Source organism: Pedobacter suwonensis (assembly GCF_007833675.1).
In the GTDB taxonomy this organism is placed as follows: Bacteria; Bacteroidota; Bacteroidia; order Sphingobacteriales; family Sphingobacteriaceae; genus Pedobacter; species Pedobacter suwonensis.
The window spans coordinates 2,960,476-2,985,404 of the sequence record NZ_CP031708.1; the positions used below are offsets into that span (position 1 = coordinate 2,960,476).

Annotated in this window: 23 protein-coding genes; 7 read left to right on the forward strand and 16 right to left on the reverse strand. The window is 39.3% G+C overall.

Annotated elements, in window-relative coordinates:
• Positions 1 to 15: 15 nt before the first annotated feature.
• Positions 16 to 1,296, reverse strand: coding sequence for a replication-associated recombination protein A (locus DV942_RS12065; RefSeq protein WP_145857797.1), 1,281 nt, complete (start codon positions 1,294 to 1,296; stop codon positions 16 to 18).
• Between the two features lie 279 nt (positions 1,297 to 1,575).
• Positions 1,576 to 2,874 carry an MFS transporter gene (locus DV942_RS12070; protein ID WP_145857799.1) on the reverse strand — a complete coding sequence of 433 codons (1,299 nt, stop codon included), beginning with the start codon at positions 2,872 to 2,874 and terminating at the stop codon, positions 1,576 to 1,578.
• 188 nt (positions 2,875 to 3,062) lie between these two features.
• On the opposite strand from DV942_RS12070, the gene DV942_RS12075 reads away from it, so the two are divergent.
• The gene (locus tag DV942_RS12075) at positions 3,063 to 3,794 is read left to right on the forward strand and encodes a class I SAM-dependent methyltransferase (RefSeq protein ID WP_145857801.1); all 732 of its coding nucleotides are present in this window, start codon (positions 3,063 to 3,065) and stop codon (positions 3,792 to 3,794) included.
• Positions 3,795 to 3,927: 133 nt separating this feature from the next.
• Here the strand turns inward: DV942_RS12075 and hisS are convergent, their stop codons facing one another.
• The 6 genes from hisS to DV942_RS12105 form a co-directional block, all read right to left on the reverse strand.
• Positions 3,928 to 5,319 (reverse strand): histidine--tRNA ligase, encoded by a 1,392-nt coding sequence (gene hisS, locus DV942_RS12080; RefSeq protein ID WP_145857803.1) that lies wholly within the window; start codon positions 5,317 to 5,319, stop codon positions 3,928 to 3,930.
• Between the two features lie 73 nt (positions 5,320 to 5,392).
• Entirely contained in the window at positions 5,393 to 6,004 is a 612-nt protein-coding gene (locus DV942_RS12085; protein ID WP_145857805.1) for a LytR/AlgR family response regulator transcription factor, read from the reverse strand.
• Positions 5,994 to 6,188 (reverse strand): hypothetical protein, encoded by a 195-nt coding sequence (locus DV942_RS12090; protein WP_145857807.1) that lies wholly within the window; start codon positions 6,186 to 6,188, stop codon positions 5,994 to 5,996. Before DV942_RS12090 ends, DV942_RS12085 begins: the two co-directional genes overlap by 11 nt.
• Before the next feature lie 157 nt (positions 6,189 to 6,345).
• The gene (locus tag DV942_RS12095) at positions 6,346 to 6,702 is read right to left on the reverse strand and encodes a LytR/AlgR family response regulator transcription factor (RefSeq protein ID WP_244950682.1); all 357 of its coding nucleotides are present in this window, start codon (positions 6,700 to 6,702) and stop codon (positions 6,346 to 6,348) included.
• Between the two features lie 481 nt (positions 6,703 to 7,183).
• The gene (locus DV942_RS12100; protein ID WP_145857810.1) at positions 7,184 to 7,534 is read right to left on the reverse strand and encodes a translation initiation factor; all 351 of its coding nucleotides are present in this window, start codon (positions 7,532 to 7,534) and stop codon (positions 7,184 to 7,186) included.
• Positions 7,535 to 7,639: 105 nt separating this feature from the next.
• The gene (locus DV942_RS12105; protein WP_244950683.1) at positions 7,640 to 8,521 is read right to left on the reverse strand and encodes a diacylglycerol/lipid kinase family protein; all 882 of its coding nucleotides are present in this window, start codon (positions 8,519 to 8,521) and stop codon (positions 7,640 to 7,642) included.
• A gap of 223 nt (positions 8,522 to 8,744) precedes the next feature.
• Here DV942_RS12105 and metK point away from each other — a divergent pair, with 223 nt between their 5' ends.
• Positions 8,745 to 9,995, forward strand: coding sequence for a methionine adenosyltransferase (metK, locus tag DV942_RS12110; RefSeq protein ID WP_145857814.1), 1,251 nt, complete (start codon positions 8,745 to 8,747; stop codon positions 9,993 to 9,995).
• 424 nt (positions 9,996 to 10,419) lie between these two features.
• On the opposite strand, the gene DV942_RS12115 is transcribed toward metK, so the two are convergent.
• Positions 10,420 to 10,953 (reverse strand): biopolymer transporter ExbD, encoded by a 534-nt coding sequence (locus tag DV942_RS12115; protein ID WP_145857817.1) that lies wholly within the window; start codon positions 10,951 to 10,953, stop codon positions 10,420 to 10,422.
• A gap of 112 nt (positions 10,954 to 11,065) precedes the next feature.
• Positions 11,066 to 11,596 (reverse strand): superoxide dismutase family protein, encoded by a 531-nt coding sequence (locus DV942_RS12120; RefSeq protein ID WP_145857819.1) that lies wholly within the window; start codon positions 11,594 to 11,596, stop codon positions 11,066 to 11,068.
• Between the two features lie 118 nt (positions 11,597 to 11,714).
• On the opposite strand from DV942_RS12120, the gene DV942_RS12125 reads away from it, so the two are divergent.
• Positions 11,715 to 12,062, forward strand: coding sequence for a hypothetical protein (locus DV942_RS12125; protein WP_090983697.1), 348 nt, complete (start codon positions 11,715 to 11,717; stop codon positions 12,060 to 12,062).
• Between the two features lie 115 nt (positions 12,063 to 12,177).
• Positions 12,178 to 13,029, forward strand: coding sequence for an EamA family transporter (locus DV942_RS12130; protein WP_145857821.1), 852 nt, complete (start codon positions 12,178 to 12,180; stop codon positions 13,027 to 13,029).
• Here DV942_RS12130 and DV942_RS12135 read toward each other — a convergent pair whose 3' ends face one another.
• Both DV942_RS12135 and DV942_RS12140 read right to left on the reverse strand, forming a co-directional pair.
• Positions 13,030 to 13,314 (reverse strand): putative quinol monooxygenase, encoded by a 285-nt coding sequence (locus tag DV942_RS12135; RefSeq protein WP_145857823.1) that lies wholly within the window; start codon positions 13,312 to 13,314, stop codon positions 13,030 to 13,032.
• A gap of 12 nt (positions 13,315 to 13,326) precedes the next feature.
• The gene (locus DV942_RS12140; RefSeq protein ID WP_145857825.1) at positions 13,327 to 13,914 is read right to left on the reverse strand and encodes an NAD(P)H-dependent oxidoreductase; all 588 of its coding nucleotides are present in this window, start codon (positions 13,912 to 13,914) and stop codon (positions 13,327 to 13,329) included.
• A 99-nt stretch (positions 13,915 to 14,013) separates the two neighbouring features.
• Between DV942_RS12140 and DV942_RS12145 the strand changes: the two genes are divergently transcribed.
• Both DV942_RS12145 and DV942_RS12150 read left to right on the forward strand, forming a co-directional pair.
• Entirely contained in the window at positions 14,014 to 14,916 is a 903-nt protein-coding gene (locus tag DV942_RS12145; protein WP_145857827.1) for a LysR family transcriptional regulator, read from the forward strand.
• 85 nt (positions 14,917 to 15,001) lie between these two features.
• Entirely contained in the window at positions 15,002 to 17,497 is a 2,496-nt protein-coding gene (locus tag DV942_RS12150) for a PAS domain S-box protein (protein ID WP_145857829.1), read from the forward strand.
• 170 nt (positions 17,498 to 17,667) lie between these two features.
• On the opposite strand, the gene DV942_RS12155 is transcribed toward DV942_RS12150, so the two are convergent.
• Positions 17,668 to 19,674, reverse strand: a complete 2,007-nt coding sequence (locus tag DV942_RS12155) for a urocanate hydratase (RefSeq protein WP_145857830.1) — start codon at positions 19,672 to 19,674, stop codon at positions 17,668 to 17,670.
• Positions 19,675 to 19,692: 18 nt separating this feature from the next.
• The gene (gene hutH, locus DV942_RS12160) at positions 19,693 to 21,228 is read right to left on the reverse strand and encodes a histidine ammonia-lyase (protein WP_145857832.1); all 1,536 of its coding nucleotides are present in this window, start codon (positions 21,226 to 21,228) and stop codon (positions 19,693 to 19,695) included.
• Between the two features lie 77 nt (positions 21,229 to 21,305).
• On the opposite strand from hutH, the gene DV942_RS12165 reads away from it, so the two are divergent.
• Positions 21,306 to 22,199: a LysR family transcriptional regulator gene (locus tag DV942_RS12165; protein ID WP_145857834.1), complete on the forward strand. Its 894-nt coding sequence runs from the start codon at positions 21,306 to 21,308 to the stop codon at positions 22,197 to 22,199.
• On the opposite strand, the gene DV942_RS12170 is transcribed toward DV942_RS12165, so the two are convergent.
• A complete protein-coding gene (locus DV942_RS12170) occupies positions 22,200 to 22,661 on the reverse strand; it encodes a hypothetical protein (RefSeq protein ID WP_145857836.1) in 462 nt (153 codons plus the stop codon).
• Positions 22,662 to 22,780: 119 nt separating this feature from the next.
• Positions 22,781 to 23,722 (reverse strand): hypothetical protein, encoded by a 942-nt coding sequence (locus DV942_RS12175; RefSeq protein WP_145857838.1) that lies wholly within the window; start codon positions 23,720 to 23,722, stop codon positions 22,781 to 22,783.
• Positions 23,723 to 24,929 lie beyond the last annotated feature (1,207 nt).

Consider the following 24,929-nt stretch of genomic DNA (forward strand, 5'->3'; position numbering starts at 1 on the left):
GTACAAAATGTTACACTAATATTTGTATTTGTCTCTCCAGTTTTGCCTAAGCTTTTCGCGCAGTTTATCTTCTGCGGGGTTTTTACCCGGATCGTAGAGTTTTGTGCCGCTTAATTCTTCAGGAAAGTATTCCTGTGGCGAAAAATTACCTTCATATCCATGCGAATATTGGTAATCTTTGCCATAGCCGATATTTTTCATCAGTTTGGTAGGTGCATTGCGGATGTGTAACGGCACAGGCAGATTCCCCGTTTGCTTAACCAAAGCTTGTGCCTTGTTAATGGCTTCGTAAGCCGCATTACTTTTTGGCGAACTGGCCAGATAGGTTACACATTGCGATAAAATAATCCGTGCCTCCGGATAGCCGATTACATTGACAGCCGTGAAACAATTATTCGCCAATAACAGTGCATTTGGATTGGCATTGCCGATATCTTCTGAAGATAAAATCAACAACCTGCGGGCGATAAACAATGGATCTTCTCCACCTTCTATCATCCTGGCCAACCAATAAACTGCCGCATTCGGATCGCTGCCACGGATTGATTTAATGAATGCCGAAATGATATCGTAATGCTGTTCTCCGGCTTTATCATAAAGTGCCAGGTTCTGTTGAGCATGAGCCAGAACATTCTCATTGGTGAGCACAATTTTATCGCCGCCTATACCATTGATGGCAATTTCGAGTACGTTTAATAATTTCCTTGCATCACCACCTGATAAACGGATTAAAGCCTCATGTTCTTTAATCGAAATTTTCTTCTCAACAAGAACGGCATCTTTTTTAATCGCTGTTTGCAACAAACTAACCAATTCCTCTTCAGTAAGTGATTTTAAAATGTAAACCTGACAACGGGAAAGCAAAGCGGAAATAACTTCGAAAGATGGATTTTCTGTCGTGGCGCCGATCAAAGTAACCAAGCCCCGCTCTACAGCTCCCAACAAACTATCTTGCTGCGACTTACTGAAACGGTGAATCTCATCAATAAACAAAATAGGCAAACCCAAAAAGCTATCTTTTAACTGCGCGGCACGGTCAATCACCTCACGGATATCTTTTACGCCGCTGTTTATTGCACTCAAATTAAAAAAAGGCCGGTCTAAAGCTTGCGAAATAATATAGGCCAATGTGGTTTTACCAACTCCGGGCGGCCCCCAGAAAATCATGGATGGCAGCTGGCCACTTTCAATCGCTTTGCGCAATACGGCACCCTCTCCTACCAAATGCTGCTGGCCAACATATTCATTTAGGTTTTGAGGGCGCATACGTTCGGCTAAAGGAGGTAGGTTTTGCATAATGGTAAATATATAAAAATTGAATATGTTGTTTGCCGATAATTTACCAACCAAACAGGAGCGTCATAAGTTTGCTACAGAGTCATAGATTAACAAAGAGGTAACTTATCAGTAAAAGTGGTTCTTCCGCGTTTGTAACGCGGAAGATGGAGAGCGGCGATTGTATCGCCAAGTTTTATTTATCTGCATTATAAATGCAAAATCTCAATAATCCTCGTTACAATGAGGACCATTTGAGATAAATTCAGGGCGACGATCGCATATAAAAAGAGCTAAAATCTAATCCTCTATCTTGGAGTGATGCTTGGTATCTTTCATCGTAGCGTATAAAATCAGGGAGATTAAAATACATCCGGTTACATACCAGTAGAAATAACTTTCGTGACCAATATTTTTAAACCAAAGTGCAAAATATTCTGCCGTTCCACCGAAAACAGCAACGGTTAAAGCATAAGGTAAACCCACACCCAAAGCCCTGATTTCAGCGGGAAATAATTCAGCTTTCACTACCGCATTAATACTCGTATAACCGCTGACGATAGTTAATGCTCCAATCATCAATAAAAAGATGATGGTCGTGTTGGTCTCGCCGGCTAAGCCCGTTAAAATAGGATAGGTACATAAGGTACCCAATATCCCAAACCCGATTAAGAGCGGCTTTCTCCCGATTTTATCAGACAGCAAGCCGAATAAAGGCTGCATAATGGCAAAAACCAACAACGAAACGAAGGATAAAGTTGTAGAAGTTTCTTTACTCAGCTGAACCGTGTTAACGAGAAACTTTTGCATATAGGTGCTAAAGGTATAAAAAGCGATGGTTCCGCCCAATGTTAGGCCCACTACGGTAAAAACCTCTTTCGGATACTTTAACAGCATAGCCATTCCGCCTTTTTTGCCTTCGGTATTCTTACTTTTAAAAGCAGCCGTTTCATCAATATGCCTCCGCAGATACAGTGCAAAAAACGAGAGGACAGCACCTATAAAAAAGGGAATCCGCCAACCCCAGGCATGTAGTTCTTCAGGACTAAGCAGCCAGTTCTGCAGGATCAGCTGGATGCCTAAAGCCAGTAATTGTCCGCCGATAAGTGTTACATATTGAAAGCTTGAATAAAATCCACGGTGTTTTTTGGTGGCCATTTCGCTCAGATAGGTAGCGGACGTTCCATATTCGCCGCCGGTACTCAAACCCTGAATCAATCTGGCAAAAACAAGCAATAACGGAGCAGCGATGCCGATCCTTTTGTAGCCAGGAGTTAAACCGATAATTAAAGACCCTATAGCCATAATCAGCACAGAAAGTGTCATGGAACGTTTTCTGCCCAGTTTATCGGCAATACTTCCAAATAACCAGCCACCAATAGGGCGCATTAAAAACCCTACCGCGAAAATTCCAGCTGTGTTTAACAATTGTGCCGTGGGATTGCTGTTCGGGAAAAAGGCAGGAGAAAAATATAATGCAAAAGCCGAGTAGGTGTACCAGTCGTACCATTCAACCAGGTTCCCGACCGAACCACCAAATATAGATTTTAACCGGTATTCTACATCCTTAATTTCGTCTTTTTGTCCTGCTTTTTCCATGGTGTAGACTTATTGAATAAATGAGCAATAGATTGCTTTAGAGAATTTGAATGAGTAATTGCCTAATATGAAACTTAAATTAATAACACTTGTTTATCAAAAATATAATAATTTTATAAGAAAGCGCGAAATCATATCCGCCCTTACCCATTCACTCCTTCATCGTTCAACATTCAATCATTATAACAATGAAAGATAATTTTTCAACCCAATCTGCCGATTATGCCATTTACCGGCCCACTTATCCACAAGCGTTATATGATTATTTGTTTGCCCTGGTAAAAAATAAGGAAACAGCATGGGATTGTGCTACAGGAAATGGCCAGGTTGCACGGGTATTGGCACAGCACTTTAATGAGGTCTATGCCACAGACATTAGCGAAAATCAGTTAAAAAATGCTTTACAGCTGCCCAACATCACTTATAAAGTAGAACCAGCAGAACAAATCTCGGTGGAGAATAATAGTTTCGATTTAATTACGGTGGCGCAGGCCATCCATTGGTTTAATTTCGAAGCGTTTTATGGGGAAGTAAAAAGAACACTAAAGCCAGATGGTCTTTTCGCGGTAATAGGTTACGGTTTAATGGTTATTAATAAAAAAGTAGATGTAGCAGTCCATAAGCTATATGAAGATATTTTGGGAAAATACTGGGATAGTGAACGCCGTTATATTGAAGAAGGTTATAAAACCATTCCATTTCCTTTTGAAGAAATTATTGCACCGCATTTCCAGATCAAAACTACCTGGAATTTTAAACAGTTAATCGGCTATTTGAATACCTGGTCTGCATTACAACATTATAAAAAAGCTAACGAACGCAATCCATTAGAATACATGTTTACCGAACTAAAAGAAGCCTGGGGTGATGACGCAGAAAAGGATGTGCATTTTCCGGTTTTATTGCGGGTTGGCCGATAATCCAGCAATCGTCATTGGGAGGAGGAACGACGAAGCAATCTTTTATGCTAAGTGATTCTATCATAAAGATTGCTTCGTCGGCTGAAAAAGCCTTCTCGCAATGACGGATTTTCTCTTCAGTAGAAAATGAGTATTATTTCAACAACTCCAGTATCCCCAAAACAGTCAGTTTTTTCTGTTCGCCGCTTTGCATATCTTTTAGTGTCAATTCTGCGCTGGCCATTTCATCTCCACCAATTAGAATCACATAAGGAATGTTCTTGGCATCAGCATAAGCCATTTGTTTTTTCAGTTTCGCAGAACTCGGATATAATTCTGCCGAAATCCCTGCATTCCTTAGCTGCTGAACAATCGGCAGGGCATATTTTTCCGCTGCTTCATCGAAATTACTGATCAAAACTTTCGTTCCCACTTCTGCTGAGGCAGGAAAAAGGTTCAATTCTTCCAGTACATCATAAATGCGGTCTGCGCCAAAAGAAACACCTACGCCTGTTAAGCCTTTTAAGCCAAACATACCGGTTAAATCATCATATCTGCCACCGCCACCAATGCTGCCCATGGCCACTTCGTTGGTTTTAACCTCGAAAATACAACCCGTATAATAATTTAATCCACGGGCTAAAGTAATGTCTAATTCTAATTTCGCAGTTAAAGGTAAACCATAAGCAATAAGGCTTTCTACATAGTCAAAAACCTGTTCTATTTCTGCAATACCTTTTAAACCGGTTTCAGATTCAGCTAAAACTTCCTTCAGGCTGGCCAGTTTCTCCTCATTAAAACCTTCTAACAAAATTACCGGACGGAGTTTTTCTAAATCCTGTTCTGTAAAACCCCGTTCTAACAATTCTTTACTTACACCATCTAGGCCGATTTTATCCAGTTTATCAATGGCCACCGTCATATCAATAATCAAATCCGGCTTACCGATAATTTCGGCAATACCCGATAAAATTTTGCGGTTATTAATTTTGATGGTGAAATCCTTTAAGCCCAATTTGCTTAAGGCTTCGTTGTAGATCAGAATAAACTCGGCTTCGTTCAATAAACTTTCCGAACCCACTACATCCACATCACACTGGTAAAATTCACGGTACCTGCCTTTCTGCGGACGATCTGCACGCCATACCGGCTGTACCTGGAAACGCTTAAAAGGCAAAGTAATTTCGTGCTGGTGCATCACCACATAACGGGCAAAAGGTACAGTTAAATCGTAGCGTAATGCTTTTTCAGAGATTAAAGGCATCAGCTTGTTACTATTATCTTCTTCAGCAAAATCAAAGGATTTTTTCTTCGGATCTTTAAGATATTCTCCACTATTTAATATTTTAAAAATCAGCTTATCGCCTTCATCGCCGTACTTTCCGGTCAGGGTAGACAGGTTTTCGAAACTTGGTGTCTGGATTTCGGCATAACCATATTTCCTGAAAACCGTTTTAATGGTATCGTAAATAAAGTTGCGTTTAACCATTTCAACCGGGGTAAAATCACGGGTACCTTTTGCTAATGAGGGTTTAATAACTGACATAGCCGCAAAAGTACAAAAATGTAAGGTAATGTTTAAACCTCGCAGGCTTTTGAAATCTGTGAGGTTTGAAATGTCATTTCCCCAATACTTCTTTCACCATTTCCCTGTTCGGTTTAGAAACCGGGATTTTATCGCCATTGGTCATCAATAGCGTTCCACCATCTTCTTTTAACCAGCTTTTTACAAATTTGGGATTCACCAGATGACTTTGGTGCGCCCGCACAAAGCCTTGCGGTTTAAGCAGATCTGCATATTCTTTCAATGATTTTGAAATCAAAAGCTGCTCTCCTCCGCTAAAAAAGAAGTTGGTATAATTGTTATCCGCCTCGCACTTTATAATTTCATCAGGGTTAGTGTACCTGATTTCGTTCTGTTGGGGCAAAGCAATTCTGCCATTTAATTTAATATATTCTTTCTTATCAGTTTTTTCATCTACCAGCGGATTTTGATATGCTGGTGAAGGAGCAAAATTAATGGCCACCGTATTTGGTGCAACAGGTGAGCTTGTACGGCTCTTTCTGACCAAAAAATAAATCAACATAAAAATGCCGCCAAAAAAGCCAAAAAAAAGTAGACCTACCACCAACAGTAATATCAATTCGGGTACCCCCAATGTAGCACCAAAGGCAATATGAATACCATAAGTGAGTATAAAAACAAATCCAAAAAATATTTTATTTTTCATTTCTGGTAACTTTCGCCTTTTTAATCAAATGTATACATAATAAAACAAAGCCGACCATTACAGCAATAGCTAAAAGTCCAATGATTAGGATCAGAATAATTTCTGGTATCCCAATGGTTGCTGCATAAGCAACCTGTAAGCCAAACGAAATAACAAAAAAGAATAAAAATAATAACTGTTTCATGTTGATTGATTTAAATAGTTTAGCGAAAGTAACTGGACACTATACATTTAAAAACCAATCTTGAGCATCGGACAGGTTTTGATGAGAATTAATCAGGAGGCTTTTAGTATTGTTTATTAAACCTCACAGGTTTTAAAAACCTGTGAGGTTTGAAATGTCATTTCACCAATACTTCTTTCACCATTTCCCTGTTCGGTTTAGAAACCGGGATTTTATCGCCATTGGTCATCAATAGCGTTCCTCCGTCCTCTTTTAACCAGCTTTTTACAAATTTGGGATTCACCAGATGACTTTGGTGCGCCCGCACAAAGCCTTGCGGTTTAAGCAGATCTGCATATTCTTTCAACGGTTTCGAGATCAGGATTTTATCACCGTTGCTTAAAAAGAAAAACGTATACGTATTATCGGCTACGCAGCGCACAATATCATCAACAGAGACGTATCGGATTTCATGTTGTTGTGGCAGTGCTATTTTAGGAATAGTTGCCTCACTTTTTTTAATCTGGCTCAGCAAAAAATTGAGCTGGTCGCCATCGATTTTGTTTTTGATCCTGATTTTGGCTTTTTCTACCGCAGCTTTCAGCTCTTCGGGATCAACAGGCTTGAGCAGATAATTTTCAGTCTGAGCGGAGCCGAAGACTAATGCATAAGACTTTACCAGAATAGAAAGATCCTTCGTTGCACTACCATTGACGTTATTTTGTAATTACCTATTAATGAGCAGAATGCGGCATCATGCATTTCCGTATAGCTAGGCCATAGCACCGTATCACCGTTCTACTTAAAACCGGCCTAATAAATTTTTCGGACTGCACTGTTCTAGCCATAACACTGGCTTTGAAAGAAAAATTTTCAGCCGGCATTTTTTGTTACTTTTTGATGCCAAAAAGTAAGAGCCCTTCGGCGGCGGTGAGCCGAGGCAAGAATTGTGCGAAGGAAAAAACGTCAATCATATTGATTTTTATATCATAAATTATCCCTCAGGATGACAACTGTTATCCCCCGGCCTTTTTCACCTTATAACCATCCTTTTGCAGAATACCCATCACTTTATCGCGCACATCACCCTGGATCATGATTTCACCATCTTTAACAGAGCCACCTACACCACATTTGGTCTTCAACATTTTGCCCAACACTTCTAAATCTTCTGAACGCCCTCGAAAACCAGTAATTAACGTTACGGCCTTACCTCCACGGTTCTTTTTATCCAGCATCACCCTTAAATCCTGCTGATTGTTTGGCAAAGTAACGGTATCATCAACTTCTTCTTCGTATTCGAACTCCGGATTGGTAGAATACATAATTCCGCCTAGGTCGCTTAAACTATTTTTCTTCGATTTCATGGTTATAAATGTAATATGGGAGATGTAAAATGGATGATGATAGATGGTTAATTGTTTTAATCGGTTAATTAACCCGCAACTCCAACCGCCAAGCTCCAAACTTAACTACGGAACGATCACTTTTAAAGAGAGTGGATTCACCATCGCTTCAATCTCAGCGCCCATCTGTAAAGGCTCCCCGTCAACATGCACCGCACCGGACATTTCTCTTATGATTTTAATGTTTTTCCCTTTAATAATCTCGATCATATCAGATGTTTCGGCTTTCCCATTTAACATTACATAACCCAATAATGGTAATTTTATTATGGGGAAAGGTTTAATAATGCAAACATCCAATAATCCATCTTTTACCGATGCATTTGGTGCGATGTACACATCATTTCCATATTGAGATGAATTGGCAATACTAATAGCAAAGGCTTTCCGGCTATAAGTTTTACCATCAATATCCAGCTGATAAAGTTGCGGCTTATAATTGAAAACTTCCTTAAAGCCCAGTTTTACATAGCCAGATAACCCGCGTTTTTTATCCTTCGAAAAAACAGCACTCAGGTGAGCATCAAATCCCATTCCGGCCAGGTTGAAAAAACATTTTTTATTAAACTCGGCCGTATCAATTTTATCGATCTTAAAATCATTGATGATGGAAAGCGCGTACCTTAAGTTTTTGGAAATATTCAGAAAGCGGGCAAGGCCATTACCTGATCCCAGCGGCAAAATTCCTAAAATTTTCTGGTGCTTTAATACTTTTGTAGCCACTTCATTTATGGTACCATCGCCACCCGCAGCAACAATTACATCAAAGTTTTTGGTAGCCGCTTCATCTGCCAATTCGCTGGCATGCCCCACATATTCACTAAAAACGAAATTTGGACTAAACTTTTCCTTATTTAAATATTTATCTATAAAATCGGGGATACGCCGTTTCCCTCTCCCACCGGAGATAGGATTTATGATAAAGAGAATATTGATCTTTGTGTGCAAAGTGTAAGATTGAGTGCACAAAATAATCTATAATTTTTGAAATAAAGAAAATATGCTAATTTTGCCGCAGTAAAAAGTGGATTGATTTGCTATCCCGATACCGCGGGACCGGATTGCAACCACTTAAAAAAATTGCTAATGCCTCCTTTCAATCATTTCAATACCTGTTTCCAAGGGGTTTGGCAATCATAAATTTGTTTATTTATCATTAATTATTTAATAAATGTCATATTTATTTACATCAGAATCTGTTTCTGAAGGTCACCCAGATAAAATCGCCGATCAAATTTCGGATGCATTAATTGACAACTTTTTGGCTTTCGACCCAGAATCAAAAGTAGCTTGCGAAACTTTGGTTACTACGGGTCAGGTTATTTTGGCGGGTGAGGTGAAATCTAAAACATATTTAGATGTACAGCAGATTGCGCGCGATGTAATCAAGAAAATTGGTTACACCAAAAGCGAATACATGTTTGAGGCCAACTCTTGCGGTATTTTATCTGCCATACACGAGCAGTCGCAAGATATCAACCAGGGTGTAGATAGAAACAGTAAAGAAGAACAGGGCGCGGGCGACCAGGGTATGATGTTTGGTTATGCTACAAATGAAACTGAAGATTATATGCCTTTGGCATTAAACCTTTCGCATAAATTATTACAGGAACTTGCTGTTTTACGCCGCGAAAATAATGAAATCACTTATTTACGCCCGGACGCTAAAAGTCAGGTGACTTTAGAATACGATGATAACAACAAACCTGTTCGCATTGATGCGATTGTAATTTCTACACAACATGATGATTTTGATGAAGAAGCCGGCATGCTGGCCAAAATCAAAACTGACCTGGTTAATATTTTAATCCCTCGCATCATTAAAAACAATCCGCAGTATGCGCATTTATTTAATGATCAGATTGAGTACCATATTAACCCAACCGGTAAATTTGTAATCGGCGGTCCACATGGCGATACGGGTTTAACTGGTAGAAAAATTATTGTTGACACTTACGGAGGAAAAGGTGCGCACGGTGGTGGTGCTTTCTCTGGTAAAGATCCAAGTAAAGTAGATAGAAGTGCGGCTTATGCTACCCGTCACATCGCTAAAAATTTAGTGGCTGCCGGCATTGCTGATGAAATTTTGGTTCAGGTATCATACGCAATCGGTGTGGCTAAACCAATGGGTATTTACATCAATACTTATGGAACAGGTAAAGTAGGTAAAACGGATGGAGAGATTGCTAAAATTGTAGAATCGATTTTTGATATGCGCCCTTACTTTATTGAGCAACGTTTAAAATTAAGAAACCCAATTTATAGCGAAACTGCTGCTTACGGACACATGGGCCGTACACCAGAAACAGTGACCAAAACTTTCAGAACGCCAAACGGCGAAGAAAAAACCGTATCAGTTGAGTTGTTTACCTGGGAGAAATTAGATTACGTAGATCAGGTTAAAGCAGCTTTCGGAATTTAATTCTTCGAATTAAATTATACAAAGAGGCGTTTTGCAATATGGCAGAACGCCTTTTTTGTTTTCCTGTTTGGTGGTCCATCAAACAGCAGAAAAACCACTATGTTTTTTTGAAAAGCAGGGTTCCGCATCTATCGTTTCCGAAAGTCCTGCTAAGTTAAGCAGGTGTTTGTGTCGGATGCCAACATCCAATACCACAAATAATACTTGCAAAAACCTGACTTATCCAAACCTGATTGAAGCGGTAGCTCCCGATTTTTTTCTAATCGGGACTACAAACAAAAAGCAGGACGGACATTAAAAAGATTCACTGCAATTGCTTTCCAAAAACCAACAAACAATATTTAACTTTTTCTCTTTACTATAACGATCTTGTGTCGGATGCCAACATCCAACACCACAAATATCCAACACTACAATAAAAACATTAAAGTCCATTATTTTTCATAAACAATAACTCCTTATCATCGAAATGCTCATCATCTATGCTGTATGATTTAATATCTGCAATTTTCATCTCATCAACTGCATCAACAAAATTTTGGAATCTGGCAGTTTTGCCTGGCTTGATGATCACGATCATATGCTTCGATGGATTGTTCTGATGGGTAGCTGCAACCAATAACTTATTCGCCATAATTTCTTTTTGTAGATCTGCAACAGGCATTACTTTCATATTGGCCTTTTCAATAGTACCCATGTAAGAAATGGCCCTATTATTTTTACCCAATACAATAGTCATGGTGCGCGATTCGGGAAAATTTTCTTTGATATTAATATCCGTTTTATCTGGCTTAGCAATATCGGCAGCATTTAACTGGCTCAGCGTTGTGGTGAGCATAAAAAATGTGGTCAATAAAAACATGAGATCTACCATTGCAGTAAGATCTACCCTTGGTGTTACTTTTTTTGTTCTTCCTTTTGCAGCCTTGCCGCTTTGAGATTCGTTTAGCGTTGCCATATGATTTAGGTTTTTTAATAATGATGACAGGGCTCGCCAAATTGCATAAAAAAAGCGGCTAAAAATTTAACCGCTTGAGAAAGGTCAGTAATGACCGATTTTTTAACGCAAATTATTTCACCGCTTCGATAACCCCACAGCCCACCCGTGGTCCTGAGTTACCCGTTGGTTGCGTGGTATAATCATCCGTACCGCCATGCACGATAATTCCCCTTCCAATAATATTTTTAATATCGCCATCTTTAACACTCCATCTATCCGTAGTAACCGAAAGTGTGGCATGGCCTTTACCATCTAACTTGATGTTGCCAATATCGCCACTGTGGTACGCTGCCGATCCCCATTTGCCGTGGGCCTCTTTAGTTGGGTTCCAGTGGCCGTGGGTATTTTCGCCCATGTTGCCACAATCGCCATGTTCGTGAAAGTGTACCGCCACATTGCTGTCGGCGCGTGCCGCAAAATTCATTTCAATATCCATCTTAATTTTCCCGTCGCTCAATTCATAAAACTTTGCTGTTCCAATGGTTTTCGTATTGTCTGCCGTTTCAGTCAAAGTGGCCTGAGCAATTTCTTTATCGGTTTTGGTACAAGCACTTACAACCGCAATACCAGCAATTGCTAAGCTTAAAAAGTATTTTTTCATATGATTAGATTTTAGTTTAATGAAGAACAGACAGGCAATCATTTAGTTTGGTTTAAAAAGAATGATGGCAAAACCATTTTGCACGCCACTTGTTTAATCACTATAAAATAGTACAACTATGGAACAGCCAAATGAAATGAACACTTTAAGTCAAATTTTGGAAAAATTGAGGCTGAAAGGAAAAGATAACGAATTAAAAATGTCTGATCACGGTAAGATGCAAAGTAAATCACTCGGAAAAATTTATAAACCCGAAGATTTGACAATTGTTAAAACTTATCGTTTTGAAGGAGATTCTGACCCTGCTGACAATTCAGTATTATATCTGATAGAGGATAGAGAAAAAAATATTGGGTATGTACTGGATGCTTACGGAACATATTCGGATAATGAGGGGCCGGCATTTGACGATTTTTTAAAGAAAATCCCTACTGAAAACCGGGATGAACAGGAACTGTTCTGTTGATAAAACTCAGCTTATAATCGAAGGAGAAACAGCGTAATCTGATTCTCCTTTTTTGATTTTAGACCTCCGGCAGTTTATAATTCCCTAATTTTGCGCCTCATTTACACATCCCTGAATGAAAAGCAAAATCAATATTCCGCCGGTACCTGCTGTTTTACTGTCTATCATCAGTGTACAATGTGGGGCGGCAATTGCAAAAGGCCTTTTTCCGCAAATTGGAGCTGCTGCAACCGCATCTTTACGCATTGGTTTATCAGCGTTAATCTTACTGCTTGCCTTTAGGCCAAACCTCTATCAATTAAATGCGAAACAATGGAAATACGTGATCCTTTACGGCGTTTGTTTAGGAGTAATGAATATGGTTTTTTACTTGGCCATAGCACGAATCCCGATCGGTTTGGGAGTAACTCTAGAATTTGTTGGTCCGCTTGGGGTTGCCATTTTCGGTTCAAAAAAACCTATTGATTTTCTTTGGGTGGTACTTGCTGCCACTGGCATCATATTAATTACCCCATGGACGGGTACCGGACTCAATTTAACCGGCGTACTGCTAGCACTTTTGGCCGGTGTTTTCTGGGCTGGTTATATTATTTTAGGTGGTAGAATTTCCAAAATGATGAAAGGAGGCGATGCCGTCGCTATCGGGATGTTATTTGCTACCCTCGTCATTTTGCCTTTCGGCATTTATGGCGGTGGTTTAAGCACGCTGAATCCTAAATTAATGGGATTGGGAGCGGCACTTGCACTACTTTCAAGCGCCATACCCTTCACCTTAGAAATGAAAGCATTTAAGCAGCTTCCGCCTCGTACTTTTAGTATTTTAATGAGTCTTGAACCTGCTATGGCCTCTTTAGCAGCACTTGTATTTTTACAGGAATACCTCAGCTTAAAAGAGTGTTTTGCTGTTGCTTTTGTTGTAATTGCTTCCGTAGGCTCTTCCTTAACTACTAAATATAGTAAAGGATAATCAGGCTAACTTTTCTGTTTTATAGATCACAATCTCATCGGTTAACCGACTGGCTTGCGCGACAAAACCTAAGAGGTAAGGCTGCTTATTATGCAGATCCAAACCTGCCTGGTCTTTCCATTCCTCCTGAAAAATAAACGTATTAGTATCTCCTGCCTCATGCAGGTCGTACTGAATGCAAGCTTCCTCGGTACGCGAATTTACAACCATATTCAGCAGCATGGCTCTTAGTTCATCCACGGTTTCTTTTTTGCTTTTAACTATCGCTGTTAAATAAATGCTCATATATTACTGAATTTAAAAAATCTGATTTAAATGTTCCTGATACAATTTAAGTGCAGTCCTAATATCTGCATTCTTTTCTACATCATGAAAATGAATTCCTGGTATTTGTTCCATCCCGGTAAAGGCATTCATCCTGTGGAAACCGAACAAGACACCATCATCCACACTGGTTTCCTTAAAAAATTCTCCGGGCAAGGTAAATGCTTCTTTGGGCGCATTCCATGATGATGTAACCATGTACTTCCGACCATGCAACATGCCACCAGTACCGTAATTCCGGGTTGGATGATCAGCTTTCCGCCCGTCGCTAATATAAATCCCATTTTTGTGCCCTTCAGTAAATACCACATCAATGTACTTTTTAAATCCATGCGGCAACTGGAACCACCAGATCGGGGTGTGATAAATTATAATGTCTGCCCAGACATACTTCGCTACTTCTTCTTTCGGATTATACTCATTATTGATATTGGTTGTTTTGATTTCAAATCCCTCTTGTAAAGAGAAGAAATCTGCAGTAGCCTTGGCTACTGTTTCGTTAAATCTGCCACCGGAATGACCAAATTTTTGTCCGCCGTTGATGATGAATATTTTTGTCATTTTATATTTGCTATTTACTGACACAAAATTATCGCAATATAAAGTATCATTAAAATAAGTTAATTTATACCTTTGTATCATAATTATAATAGTTTAGTTTTGGTTAATTTAGAGTGGTACAGAAGTTTTAAGGCGGTTTATAAAACAGGAACCTTAACCGGTGCAGCAGAGAATCTGTTTATTTCTCAGCCTGGGGTAAGTTTACACTTAAGCTCTTTAGAAAGCTACGTGGGCTATAAACTGTTCGAGCGAACAGGTAGGAAAATGATTCCCACGGAAAAGGGAAAAGTACTATACAATTTTATTGTAGAACCTTTAAGCAAACTGGAAGATGCAGAAAAACATTTCCAGAAAAGCACGGAGAAACATACTCCAACCATCAGCGTGGGCATGTGTTTCGAAACTTTTCAGATTACGCTTGAGCAATATATTTCTACGCTTCCGTTTAATGTTATTATCCGTTTTGGAGAATATCCAGAAATGTTAGACCAGTTGGATAAAGGTATTTTAGACCTTATTATCACCCCACAAAAAGGCAATTCGCCAAATGTAGAACATGAAGCCTTTTCTTCAGAAACCATTGTTTTAGTAGGTGGAACAGAAACCGATGTACAGGCTTTTGATGCGTTGGTTAAAAAGAAAAATCTCTCAGGAATGGAGACCTGGTTAAAACAGCAAAAATGGTATGGTACTGCTGGAGACATGGAACACCTGTTACGTTTTTGGCAACTTAACTTTGGCAAGCACGCCGATTTCCGTCCAAACTACATTGTACCTAACCTTAATTCGATCGTCCGCTGCCTGTCAGCGGGGAAAGGCCTGGCCATTATCCCCGACTTTCTTTGCAAAAAAGAAGTTGAGGATGAAAAAATAAAGGTAATCTGGGAAGGTACATCCAAACTCACCAACACTTTGTACTTTGGTTGTAGAAAAAACACCCAATATGCATCAGAAATTCATTTAATCAAAAACCTTTTTAAAGAGGTTATGGTTAGTATATAATCTACATTGGAAAATCCTGCTTAGGTTTTGTTTATTTTGAAACTTAAGTAAATAATTATTTTAGATCACGCCGTAAAAATCCAGAATGAGCCAGTCCAGTCCTTTTTTAAGTAATGATCAATTAATAGAAGTTTTTAATTATACACATACCGCAACCGCAGTTCATATAGGAGAAACGGCCATTATACAGACTGCAAATGACGCGATGCTCAGAATTTGGGGCAAAGACAGAAATGTAATCGGAAAATCGCTTGAAGATGCCCTGCCTGAATTAAAAGGACAGCCTTTTATTGAGATGTTCAGGAAGGTTTGGCTGGAAGGCCTTGTCATTTCAGGAAAGGATACAGCAGCAGACCTGATTATTGACGGGGAGCTAAAGACCTTTTATTTTGATTTTGAATACCGGGCAATCAAAAATGATGAAGGCAAAACCATCTGTATTTTACATACGGCGGTTGATGTAAGCGAGCGCGTATTAAGGCGTGAGGCTATAGAAAGGGAGCAGCAGAAAGATGAGGCTTTACAGCGGGAACAGGTACTGAATGAGGAACTAGCGGCCACAGTAGAAGAACTTGCAGCTACCAATGAAGAACTGGTGGCCACAAACGAAGAATTACAGGAAACACAGGAAACATTACATGTGTTAAATAACGAACTGGAATTAAGGGTTGCAGAAAGGTTTAACCAGCTGTCTGAAAGTGAAAAACGCTTCAAAACCATGGCAGAGGGAACTGACATTTTCATTACTGTTGGCGACGAGTTTGGAAATGCGATTTATTTTAATAAACCGTGGACAAACTTAACGGGCAGATCAATGGATGCCCTGCTCGCTTTCGGCTGGGCTGACCTGATCCATCCCGAAGATCGGGACCGGTATCTGGATATTTACCTTTCAGCCCTTCGCGATAAAAAGCCGTTTACCGGAGAGTTTAGGGTCCTGACTCAAAAAGGCGATTACCGATGGCTGCTTACCAGTGGTCCACCACGTTTCCACGCCGATGGATCTTTTGCAGGTTATATCAGTTCGTGTATTGATATTACAGAAAGAAAATTAATTGAACTGGAGCGCTTAAATTTGAATAAACTCATCGAAGCCAGTTCAGAATTTATTGCTTTGATCGGCTTGGATATGTCTATCCAATACTTAAATCCTGCAGGATTAAGAAAGTTAGGTTGGGCAAACATTACCAACCGAAATATGCTGGAGGTTATTTTCCCTGCTGACAGACCCACAGCTGAAGAGCTTTTATCGGGAGTTTTACAAGGCATTGATTTTAAACAGGAAATCCGCTTCTGGAACGAAATAACAGGAAATCCTTTTTGGATTGAATGGAGTGGTTTTGCCATAAAAGATCAGGAAACAGGTCAAATAACGGCGATTGCTACGGTAAGTCCGGATATTACCGAACGAAAACTCCATCAGGAAGAGCTGCAGGATATCAACATCGAAATGGCAGCGGCAAATGAGGAATTGGCAGCAACCAATGAAGAGCTCGCACAAACACATGAAGACCTGATTCAATATACCCAAAAGTTAGCCGATAGCGAGGAACGGTTGCTTCAAGCCATTGATACCGGAAAAATGGGTACCTGGAGCATCGATCCTAAAACACTCGAAATTACGGTATCGGGATTTGTGAAAAGCCTGCTCGGCCTACCACTTGACGAGCCTGCTAAAACGAGCGACATTATGAGCGCAGTCCATGCCGACTATCATAATGAATTGAAAAAGTCTTTTGCAAATGCATTAAACACTCATTCTTCAAGCGACAATGAATATCCGATAACCAATTTAACTACAGGCGAAGAAAAATGGATTAGGACAACAGGAAGGGTATTTGTAGATCAGCATGGCCATATAACAGAATATTCTGGACTCTTTATCGATATCACGGAGCAAAAATTAGATGAACTCAGAAAGAATGATTTCATCGGAATGGTTAGTCATGAACTAAAAACTCCATTAACAGCCATTAACGGCTTTGTACAGGTTTTGCAACGCAAGGCTAAAAAAGATGAAGACAATTATGCGATAGTGGCTTTGGAAAAAACAAACAGCCAGATCAGAAAAATGACAACCATGATTAACGGCTTCTTGAATGTATCGCGTTTGGAATCCAGCAAACTACTGATCGAAAAAACAAACTTCAATTTAGATGACCTGTTGAAAGAAACCATTGAGGAAACTTATATTTCACAATCTTCTCATCAGATTATCTTACACCCTACCTGTGGGGTCGACATTTATGCAGATAGGGATAAAATCGGCAACGTAATTTCCAACCTGATCAGTAACGGGATAAAATATTCCGACAATGGAACATCGATCGAAATAAGCTGTAATTTAAGTGACACAGAGGTTGAAGTTCAGATTAAAGATGAAGGCATCGGGATAAGGCCTGAAGACATTGAAAAACTTTTTGAACGTTATTACCGGGTACAGGGCAATCACACCATTTCGGGTTTTGGTATTGGGCTTTATCTAAGTGCAGAAATTGTAGAGAGGCATGGTGGCAGAATATGGGCTGAAAGTGAAGAAGGTAAGGGTTCGGTTTTCCATTTTACTTTACCATTGAGTTAATTTTTACAACTTTTTTTACCAAAAAGTGCATTGAGTTTTTCACGGAGTGAGTTAAGTTTTTTCTAAAAAATGGTTTTAGTTTGTCATTCTGAGTGAAACGAAGAATCTTTCTTCAAGCATAAAGATTCTTCACTGCGTTCAGAATGACAAAAAGGTACATGCGATAAGAGCTAATTTATCTCCAAATCATTTAATAGTTCTTCATCAACCAGATTTGGCAGCGTAATCTTTAAATCTGCTGTACGTGCCATTTCGCGTTCTATGGCAAACCGGGCCTCTTTATTACGGGCCCAGCTCCTTCTGGCAATTCCATTGTTTACATCGTAAAAGAGCATGTTCTGCAATTTTTCGGCAGCCTGTTCAGTTCCATCCAATACCAACCCAAAACCACCGTTTATTACCTCGCCCCAGCCAACACCGCCGCCATTATGGATCGAAACCCAGGTGGCACCCCTAAAGCTGTCGCCAATCACGTTATGAATGGCCATATCGGCCGTAAACCTGCTTCCGTCGTAAATATTGCTGGTTTCGCGAAAAGGCGAATCCGTTCCGCTTACATCGTGATGATCTCTTCCCAAAATTACGGGCGCCGATAATTTACCTGTTTTAATGGCCTCATTAAATCTCAACGCAATTTTTGCCCTGCCTTCAGCATCGGCATATAAAATCCGGGCTTTTGAACCGACTACTAACCTGTTTGCTTTGGCGGCAGTAATCCAGTTAATATTATCCTGCAATTGTTGTTGTATTTCTTCCGGAGCGTTTCGCTTTAGCTCTTCCATTACTTCTTGAGCCATACGGTCAGTTAAATCCAGATCCTTTTCATTTCCTGAAGTACAAACCCATCTAAACGGGCCAAAACCATAATCGAAACAAAGGGGCCCTAAAATATCTTCCACATAGGATGGATACCTGAAATCTGTACCATTTGGAGCCATTACATCGGCACCTGCCCTGCTGCACTCCAACAAAAAGGCATTTCCATAGTCAAAAAAATAAGTTCCTTTAGCTGTATGGTTGTTGATGCTTTTTGCCTGTCTTTTTAACGATTCCTGTACATAAACTCTAAATTGATCCGGCGTTTCAGCCATCATTTCATTAGCCCTGGTAAAGTTTAATCCTACCGGATAATAACCCCCGGCATACGGATTATGCAGCGAAGTTTGGTCAGAACCGATTGCAACTTCAATATTTTCCTGATCAAAGCGTTCCCAAACATCCACTACGTTACCAATATAAGCCAATGAAACCGCTTGTTTTTCATTTTGGGCCAGTAGAACCCTTTTCACCAGTTCATCCAAATGTTCAAAAAGCTCATCTACCCAGCCTTGTTGATGCCTTTTAATTGCAGCCTTTGGGTTTACCTCGGCACAAACCGTGATACAACCAACAATATTCCCTGCTTTGGTCTGGGCTCCACTCATGCCGCCCAAACCGGCCGTTAAAAAGATTTTACCTGCTACCTCTTTTCCAAAAAATCCCTGTTTACGGAAAGCATTCATTAGGGTAATGGCCGTACCATGTACAATACCCTGAGGACCAATATACATATATGAACCCGCAGTCATTTGACCATATTGTGTAACCCCCAAGGCATTAAACTTTTCAAAATCTTCCGGCGAGGAATAATTAGGAATCATCATGCCATTCGTCACCACAACACGGGGCGCCGCGGCATTAGAGGGAAATAACCCCTGCGGATGCCCACTATAGATATTAAGCGTTTGCTGATCGGTCATGGTAGCGAGGTACTGCATGGTTAAAAGATATTGGCCCCAATTTTGGAACACGCTACCATTCCCCCCATAAGTAATCAACTCTTCAGGATGCTGCGCTATTGCCGGATCTAAGTTATTCTGGATCATAAGCATAATTGCGGCTGCATGTAGTGTACGGCAGGGATATTCGCTTATTGGTCTGGCGTAAATGGCATAATCTGGCATAAAACGATACATATAAATATGCCCGTAATTTTCCAGCTCGCCCAAAAACTCCTGTGCCAATTCCAGATGCCATGCCTCTGGAAAATAACGTAAAGCATTTTTAATGCTTAGCTTTTTCTCTTCAGTATTTAAGACAGCTCTCCTTACAGGAGCATGGTTCAGTACCGGATTCCGGTTCTTTTTTGCGGGCAATGTAGCCGGAATACCAGCTAATAGCTGTGCTTTAAAATCCATAATCTGAAAATTAAATTGTTAATTCAATGTAGATGCGGCTTGATTGGCAATGGCTACAATTTTACCCTTCTGCACCATTTCGATGGCATGTTCCATCCTATCATACATGATTTGGTCTTCTTCAAAATGATCAATTTCAGTACGCACGAAATCATGTACCGCAGCCAATATTTTACCAGGCTTTAATGGATGGTGGTAGTCAATGGCCTGTGCAGCACAAAATAATTCTATACCCAAAATTTTCTCTACGTTCTCGATCACCTGAAGCGCTTTACGTCCGCTGATCGAACCCATACTCACGTGATCCTCCTGACCTAAAGAAGTTGGGATGCTATCCGCACTGGCCGGGAAACAGAGACCTTTATTCTCGCTAGCCAAAGCTGCGGAAGTATATTGGACAATCATAAAACCCGAATTTAATCCGGTCTCTTTCATCAGCAATTTCGGCACACCGGGGGTATTTCCCTCAAGCGAGAGATTAATTCTCCGGTCGCTGATATTTCCGATTTCAGCAGCTGCTAAACAAGCATAATCAAGGGGCAAAGCCAGTGGCTGACCGTGAAAATTACCTCCGCTGATGGTTAAATCATCATCAAATATCACGGGGTTATCGGTTACCGAATTCAGTTCGATTTCTAAAGCTTCCTTTAAATGTAACCAGGCCGTTCTGGAAGCGCCGTGTACCTGTGGAATGCATCTTAAAGAATACGGATCCTGTACTTTAGCACAGTTGGCATGCGATTTCATAATTTCAGAACCCTCCAGGAGTTTGCGCACCTGTTCTGCCACCGAAATATTTGCAGGATATGGCCTCAGCTCATGGAGCTCTGCATGAAAAGGTTTTTGTGATCCCTGTAAACCCTCAATCATCATTGCCGCAATAATATCTGCTGATGCCAGCACATTCTCTAAACGTTGCACTACTTTAACGGCATGCGCAGCAATAAACTGTGTACCATTAATTAAAGCCAGGCCTTCTTTGGGTCCTAATTGTAAAGGCTGCATCTGGTGTTCTTTTAAAAGTTCAGCTGTAGCTATAGTTTCTCCTTTATAGTGAACCTTACCCAAACCAATTAAGGGCAGAAAGAGATGAGAAAGGGGGGCAAGATCGCCCGAAGCACCAACAGAGCCTTGCCTGGGAACCAGAGGTGTTGCACCGGTTTCCAGAAACCAGATCATTCGTTCAAGCGTTTCAATCTTAATGCCCGAATAACCTTGAGCCAGTGCTTGTAATTTTAACACCAGCATTAGCTTTGATATTTCATCATCTATCGGTTCACCAACACCCACAGCATGACTTTTCAGGATATTTTCCTGTAGCTTTCGCGTATCAACAGCTGAGATCATGGAAGTACAAAGCGGACCAAAACCTGTATTGATACCATAAACAGCCTGCCCGGAACCCGCAATCCGCTCAACCACTTCGCTGCTTTTAAGCACTTTCTCCTTTGTGCTTTCGCTTAATATGCCTTTCACTTCACCCTTACTGATGGCTAAAGCCAATTTAGCAGTTAAATGGTCGGTTCCGTAATTAAAAATCTCTTGTTGGGTCATAACGATGAAGGCTTTAAACAAAAATAAGCGCTATATTTGATACCTATAAATACCAATTACATCATCATGTAATAACCATGAGTTATCAAATAGAGCTTAGGCATTTGAAATATTTTCAGGTTTTGGCGGAGGAACTGAAGTTTAGGAAGGCTGCAGACCGCTTATTTATTTCGCAGCCTGGACTAAGCCGGCAGATTAAGCAAATGGAGGAGATTTTTAATGCACCGCTATTTGACCGGAACAAGAAAAAAGTCGCACTCACAGAAGCGGGCCTTTACCTTAAAGATGAAGTAGACTTTATCTTCAGCCATATCGAAAACATCAAAAAACAGGTCAGTAATATTAATGAGGGTAAACAGGGCGAACTCCGCATTGGATTTTTGGGTTCTGCAGCACAAAAAATTGTACCTGAAGTGATCTTTAAACTGAACAAAGATTTTCCGGAAATCAGCACCAATCTGGATGAAATGCCCAATAAGTTACAGATCGAATTACTGGAAAAAGATATGCTCGACATCGGTTTTGTAAGAATGCAGCAGTTTAATCCTGGCATTTCTAAACATATGATCCATCAGGATACCTTTTCGCTGGTATTGCCTAAAAGTCACCCGATGAAAAAGGCCAGTTACGAAGCGGTAAAAAAACTGGGCGACGAACCCTTTATCTTTTTCTCGAGTGATGACAGTCCTTTTTATTACGACTTAATGATGAGCATTTGCGAGGATCATGGTTTTAAACCCAAAACCTATCATAAATCCGTTAATGCATTAACGATTTTTAAACTAGTAGAGGAAGGCTTAGGCATTGCCATTGTACCCACCGGCTTACAATATGGTTACCAGGAAAATGTAAAGTTTGTAGAACTTACCCATATTCCGCAGCGAACGGAACTGTATATGATCTGGAAGGAATCTAACCGGAATCCTGCGTTAAAAAATGTGATTAAATTGCTGTTGAAAGATAATACTTAGCTATCTCTGCATCAATATTTTATGCTTCAACATTACTCTTTTTAAACCTAAGCCTTCCCTACTATAAACAAGTTTCGTTTGCTTAAAGTGACCACCCTCATCCTCAGTCATCCATATAAAACTATTGTCTAGATCCAGATCTCTGGTTTCAACGAGCGTAGGAAGGTACGGCTTTAATAAGCTGAACATTAGGGTAATGATTTCGTTTTCATAAACCCGGTAAATTCTAAACTTTTCTGTATTAAAAACTAAAAATATTTGAAATAACATTTGATAAAACCAGGATTTCCTGGTTAGTTCATATTGTACTGGCTTATTAAAGTAAGTAAATAGTTTATGCTTATTAAAACTTCGATTATAGAAAATAATGATGTCATCAATTGAATCAATAGCAATTTTTTCCTTTAAAAAGAATGTTTGAATAATCAGCTCGTTATTTTCTAAATAGATTTTATAAAACATATTTTACAATATAAATTATCTTATTAAAAGTGATTCCAAAGTCTTATTAGTTAAGTTCGATACCGGAAATAAAAAGTTAAGGACCTATTTGAAGAAAAAGATAAAAACAACTTTCTTTATTATCTGATAATTTCGAGTTTATTGGTACCTGCTGGTCTGTGAAGATAAAAGGTGTGAGATTTTGGCACCATATTTTTAGCAGTCCTAGAAATCAGCGGAGCATATCCGAATGTAAGTGTATCTGCACATACCAAAGTTACCACTCTCCCATCTCCAAAAAATTTTAATTCTGCTTTTGTACAGGGGTATATAAAATTTCTTTTTTCGGCAGCATAATCAATCATATTCTTGGTAAGCTGATTTTCAATCTCTTTATCCCAGGGTTTTGATGCTGCTTCTTCATCAATTGCAGTTCGTACTAATGAAAGAAATTTATTTCTATCCCCCTCTTCCAATACCTTTTTGTAATTGTTATAAAATTCATCAACTTCTTTACGAAGGTTTGGATCGTTATTTAACTTTTTACTTTTGCTCCAGCCCACAATTTCCCAGTTAACATCTTTCTCATCAACTACAAACGACGTTTTATACGCTGTATATGGCAAAGGCTTATCTAACCTGGGTGTTTGATAGGTTAATGTTTCCCATTTATATTCTTTTCCTTTGCCTCTAGCATTTAACTGATCAAGCATTGTCATGGGCTCTTTGTTTTTTGTGATTTCTATTTTAACAAAAGCGTTTTTAGATAGCTTTGGAGCAAAATGATTTTCCTCTTTCTTTACAGGGAACATTCTTATGGTTACCTCCTGTTTTCCCGGCTTCAAGATATACTGATTGAGATCTACCGTTAAACCAGATCTTTCGCCTAATCCAAAATAAGTAACTATCGGCATGTCATTCAACAATATTTCATACGAACAGTCTAAATGCTCATGCTTTAATTTAAACAAAACACCTTCCTTTTGATAATCTGTTTTTCCTGCGATTTTATTTTCGGCTGCTGTATCTTTTTTATCCTGTGCACAGGATGGTAAACTTAAACAAACTCCTAGTGCTATCAATTTTATCAACCTATCTGTCATTTCCTGTATTAAAATTTAGTTAAGCGGTCTTCTTATTTGGATTTACACATCTAATCCACAAACCATGCACCAAATATCTCTGATTGGTTTTTCTAAGTAATTATTTAGCAGTTTTTCTTTTAGACCTATAAATTATTTTAGTTAAAGGGCCGATAATACTTAGATAGAGAAAAGAAAGATTAAATGCTAAACAGATTACGATTAATGCATCGGCTTTTTTCTGTAGTAGAACTGAAATAAAATACAAAAAAGCTGAGATTGGGATGGTTAATATGAATGCGAACAAAGACCTGACAAACTGAGTCCTGGCATGATCAAAAGCGTTTATGAAATCGTAGTAAAAGCCCATTATATTTAAACCAATAAATATAACAGCCATCATCAGTAAACCAAAGCTTTCAATAATATACTGGTTGGCTATCGTAATGATCTCAAACACACCAGCGATTGAATCTTGTAATATTAATAAAGGTATCCCAAAAACGGCAAGTAGCATACCAACATAGACGATCCAGAAAAAAGATTTTTTAGAGGTCGTTTCAGTACCACTCTGCTTGTAGCTTTGAGCAATCGTTTTTTTAAAACGTGAAGGCCTGAAACTATATAAAACAATAAGGAAAAAATAAAATTCAAGCTGAAAAATGGTCAGCTGATAACCATCGTTGGTATTTCTTATCAGGGCTTTATTTGGGGCCTGGCTAATGAAGGAATAGAATAATGAGCAAACAGCATAAAGCCTAAAAAGCAGGAAATAGCAAAATAAGACAATTGAAATTCTTTTGACGATCATGCTTTTAATAAATACCGCTATCAAATTTACACCATTTACATGCTATAAGCATCGACTGATAGATCTTTTTCGAAGTCATTTGCTCTTTCTCATGACCTTTCGAAAAATTTACCATTTCAGGGAGGTAAAGCCTGTATATATCTTGATCTTAGTAAGTGATTGTTTCATAATTCTTAATTCACATATACATTTACCAATCAATTTCTTTTCTAGGTTTGTATTTGGAATGTCGCAATCCAAAAAGATAAAAATGAAGTTAATTTATGCGTTAATACAAATTATCTATCGGATAATTTCAAAAGAATTTTTGCCTTTAGGCAGATAAATATAGAAAGGAAACCCAAATTCTTCATTCGTTTCCTTTGACGGAACGGCATATTTAATTCTATCAGCCGC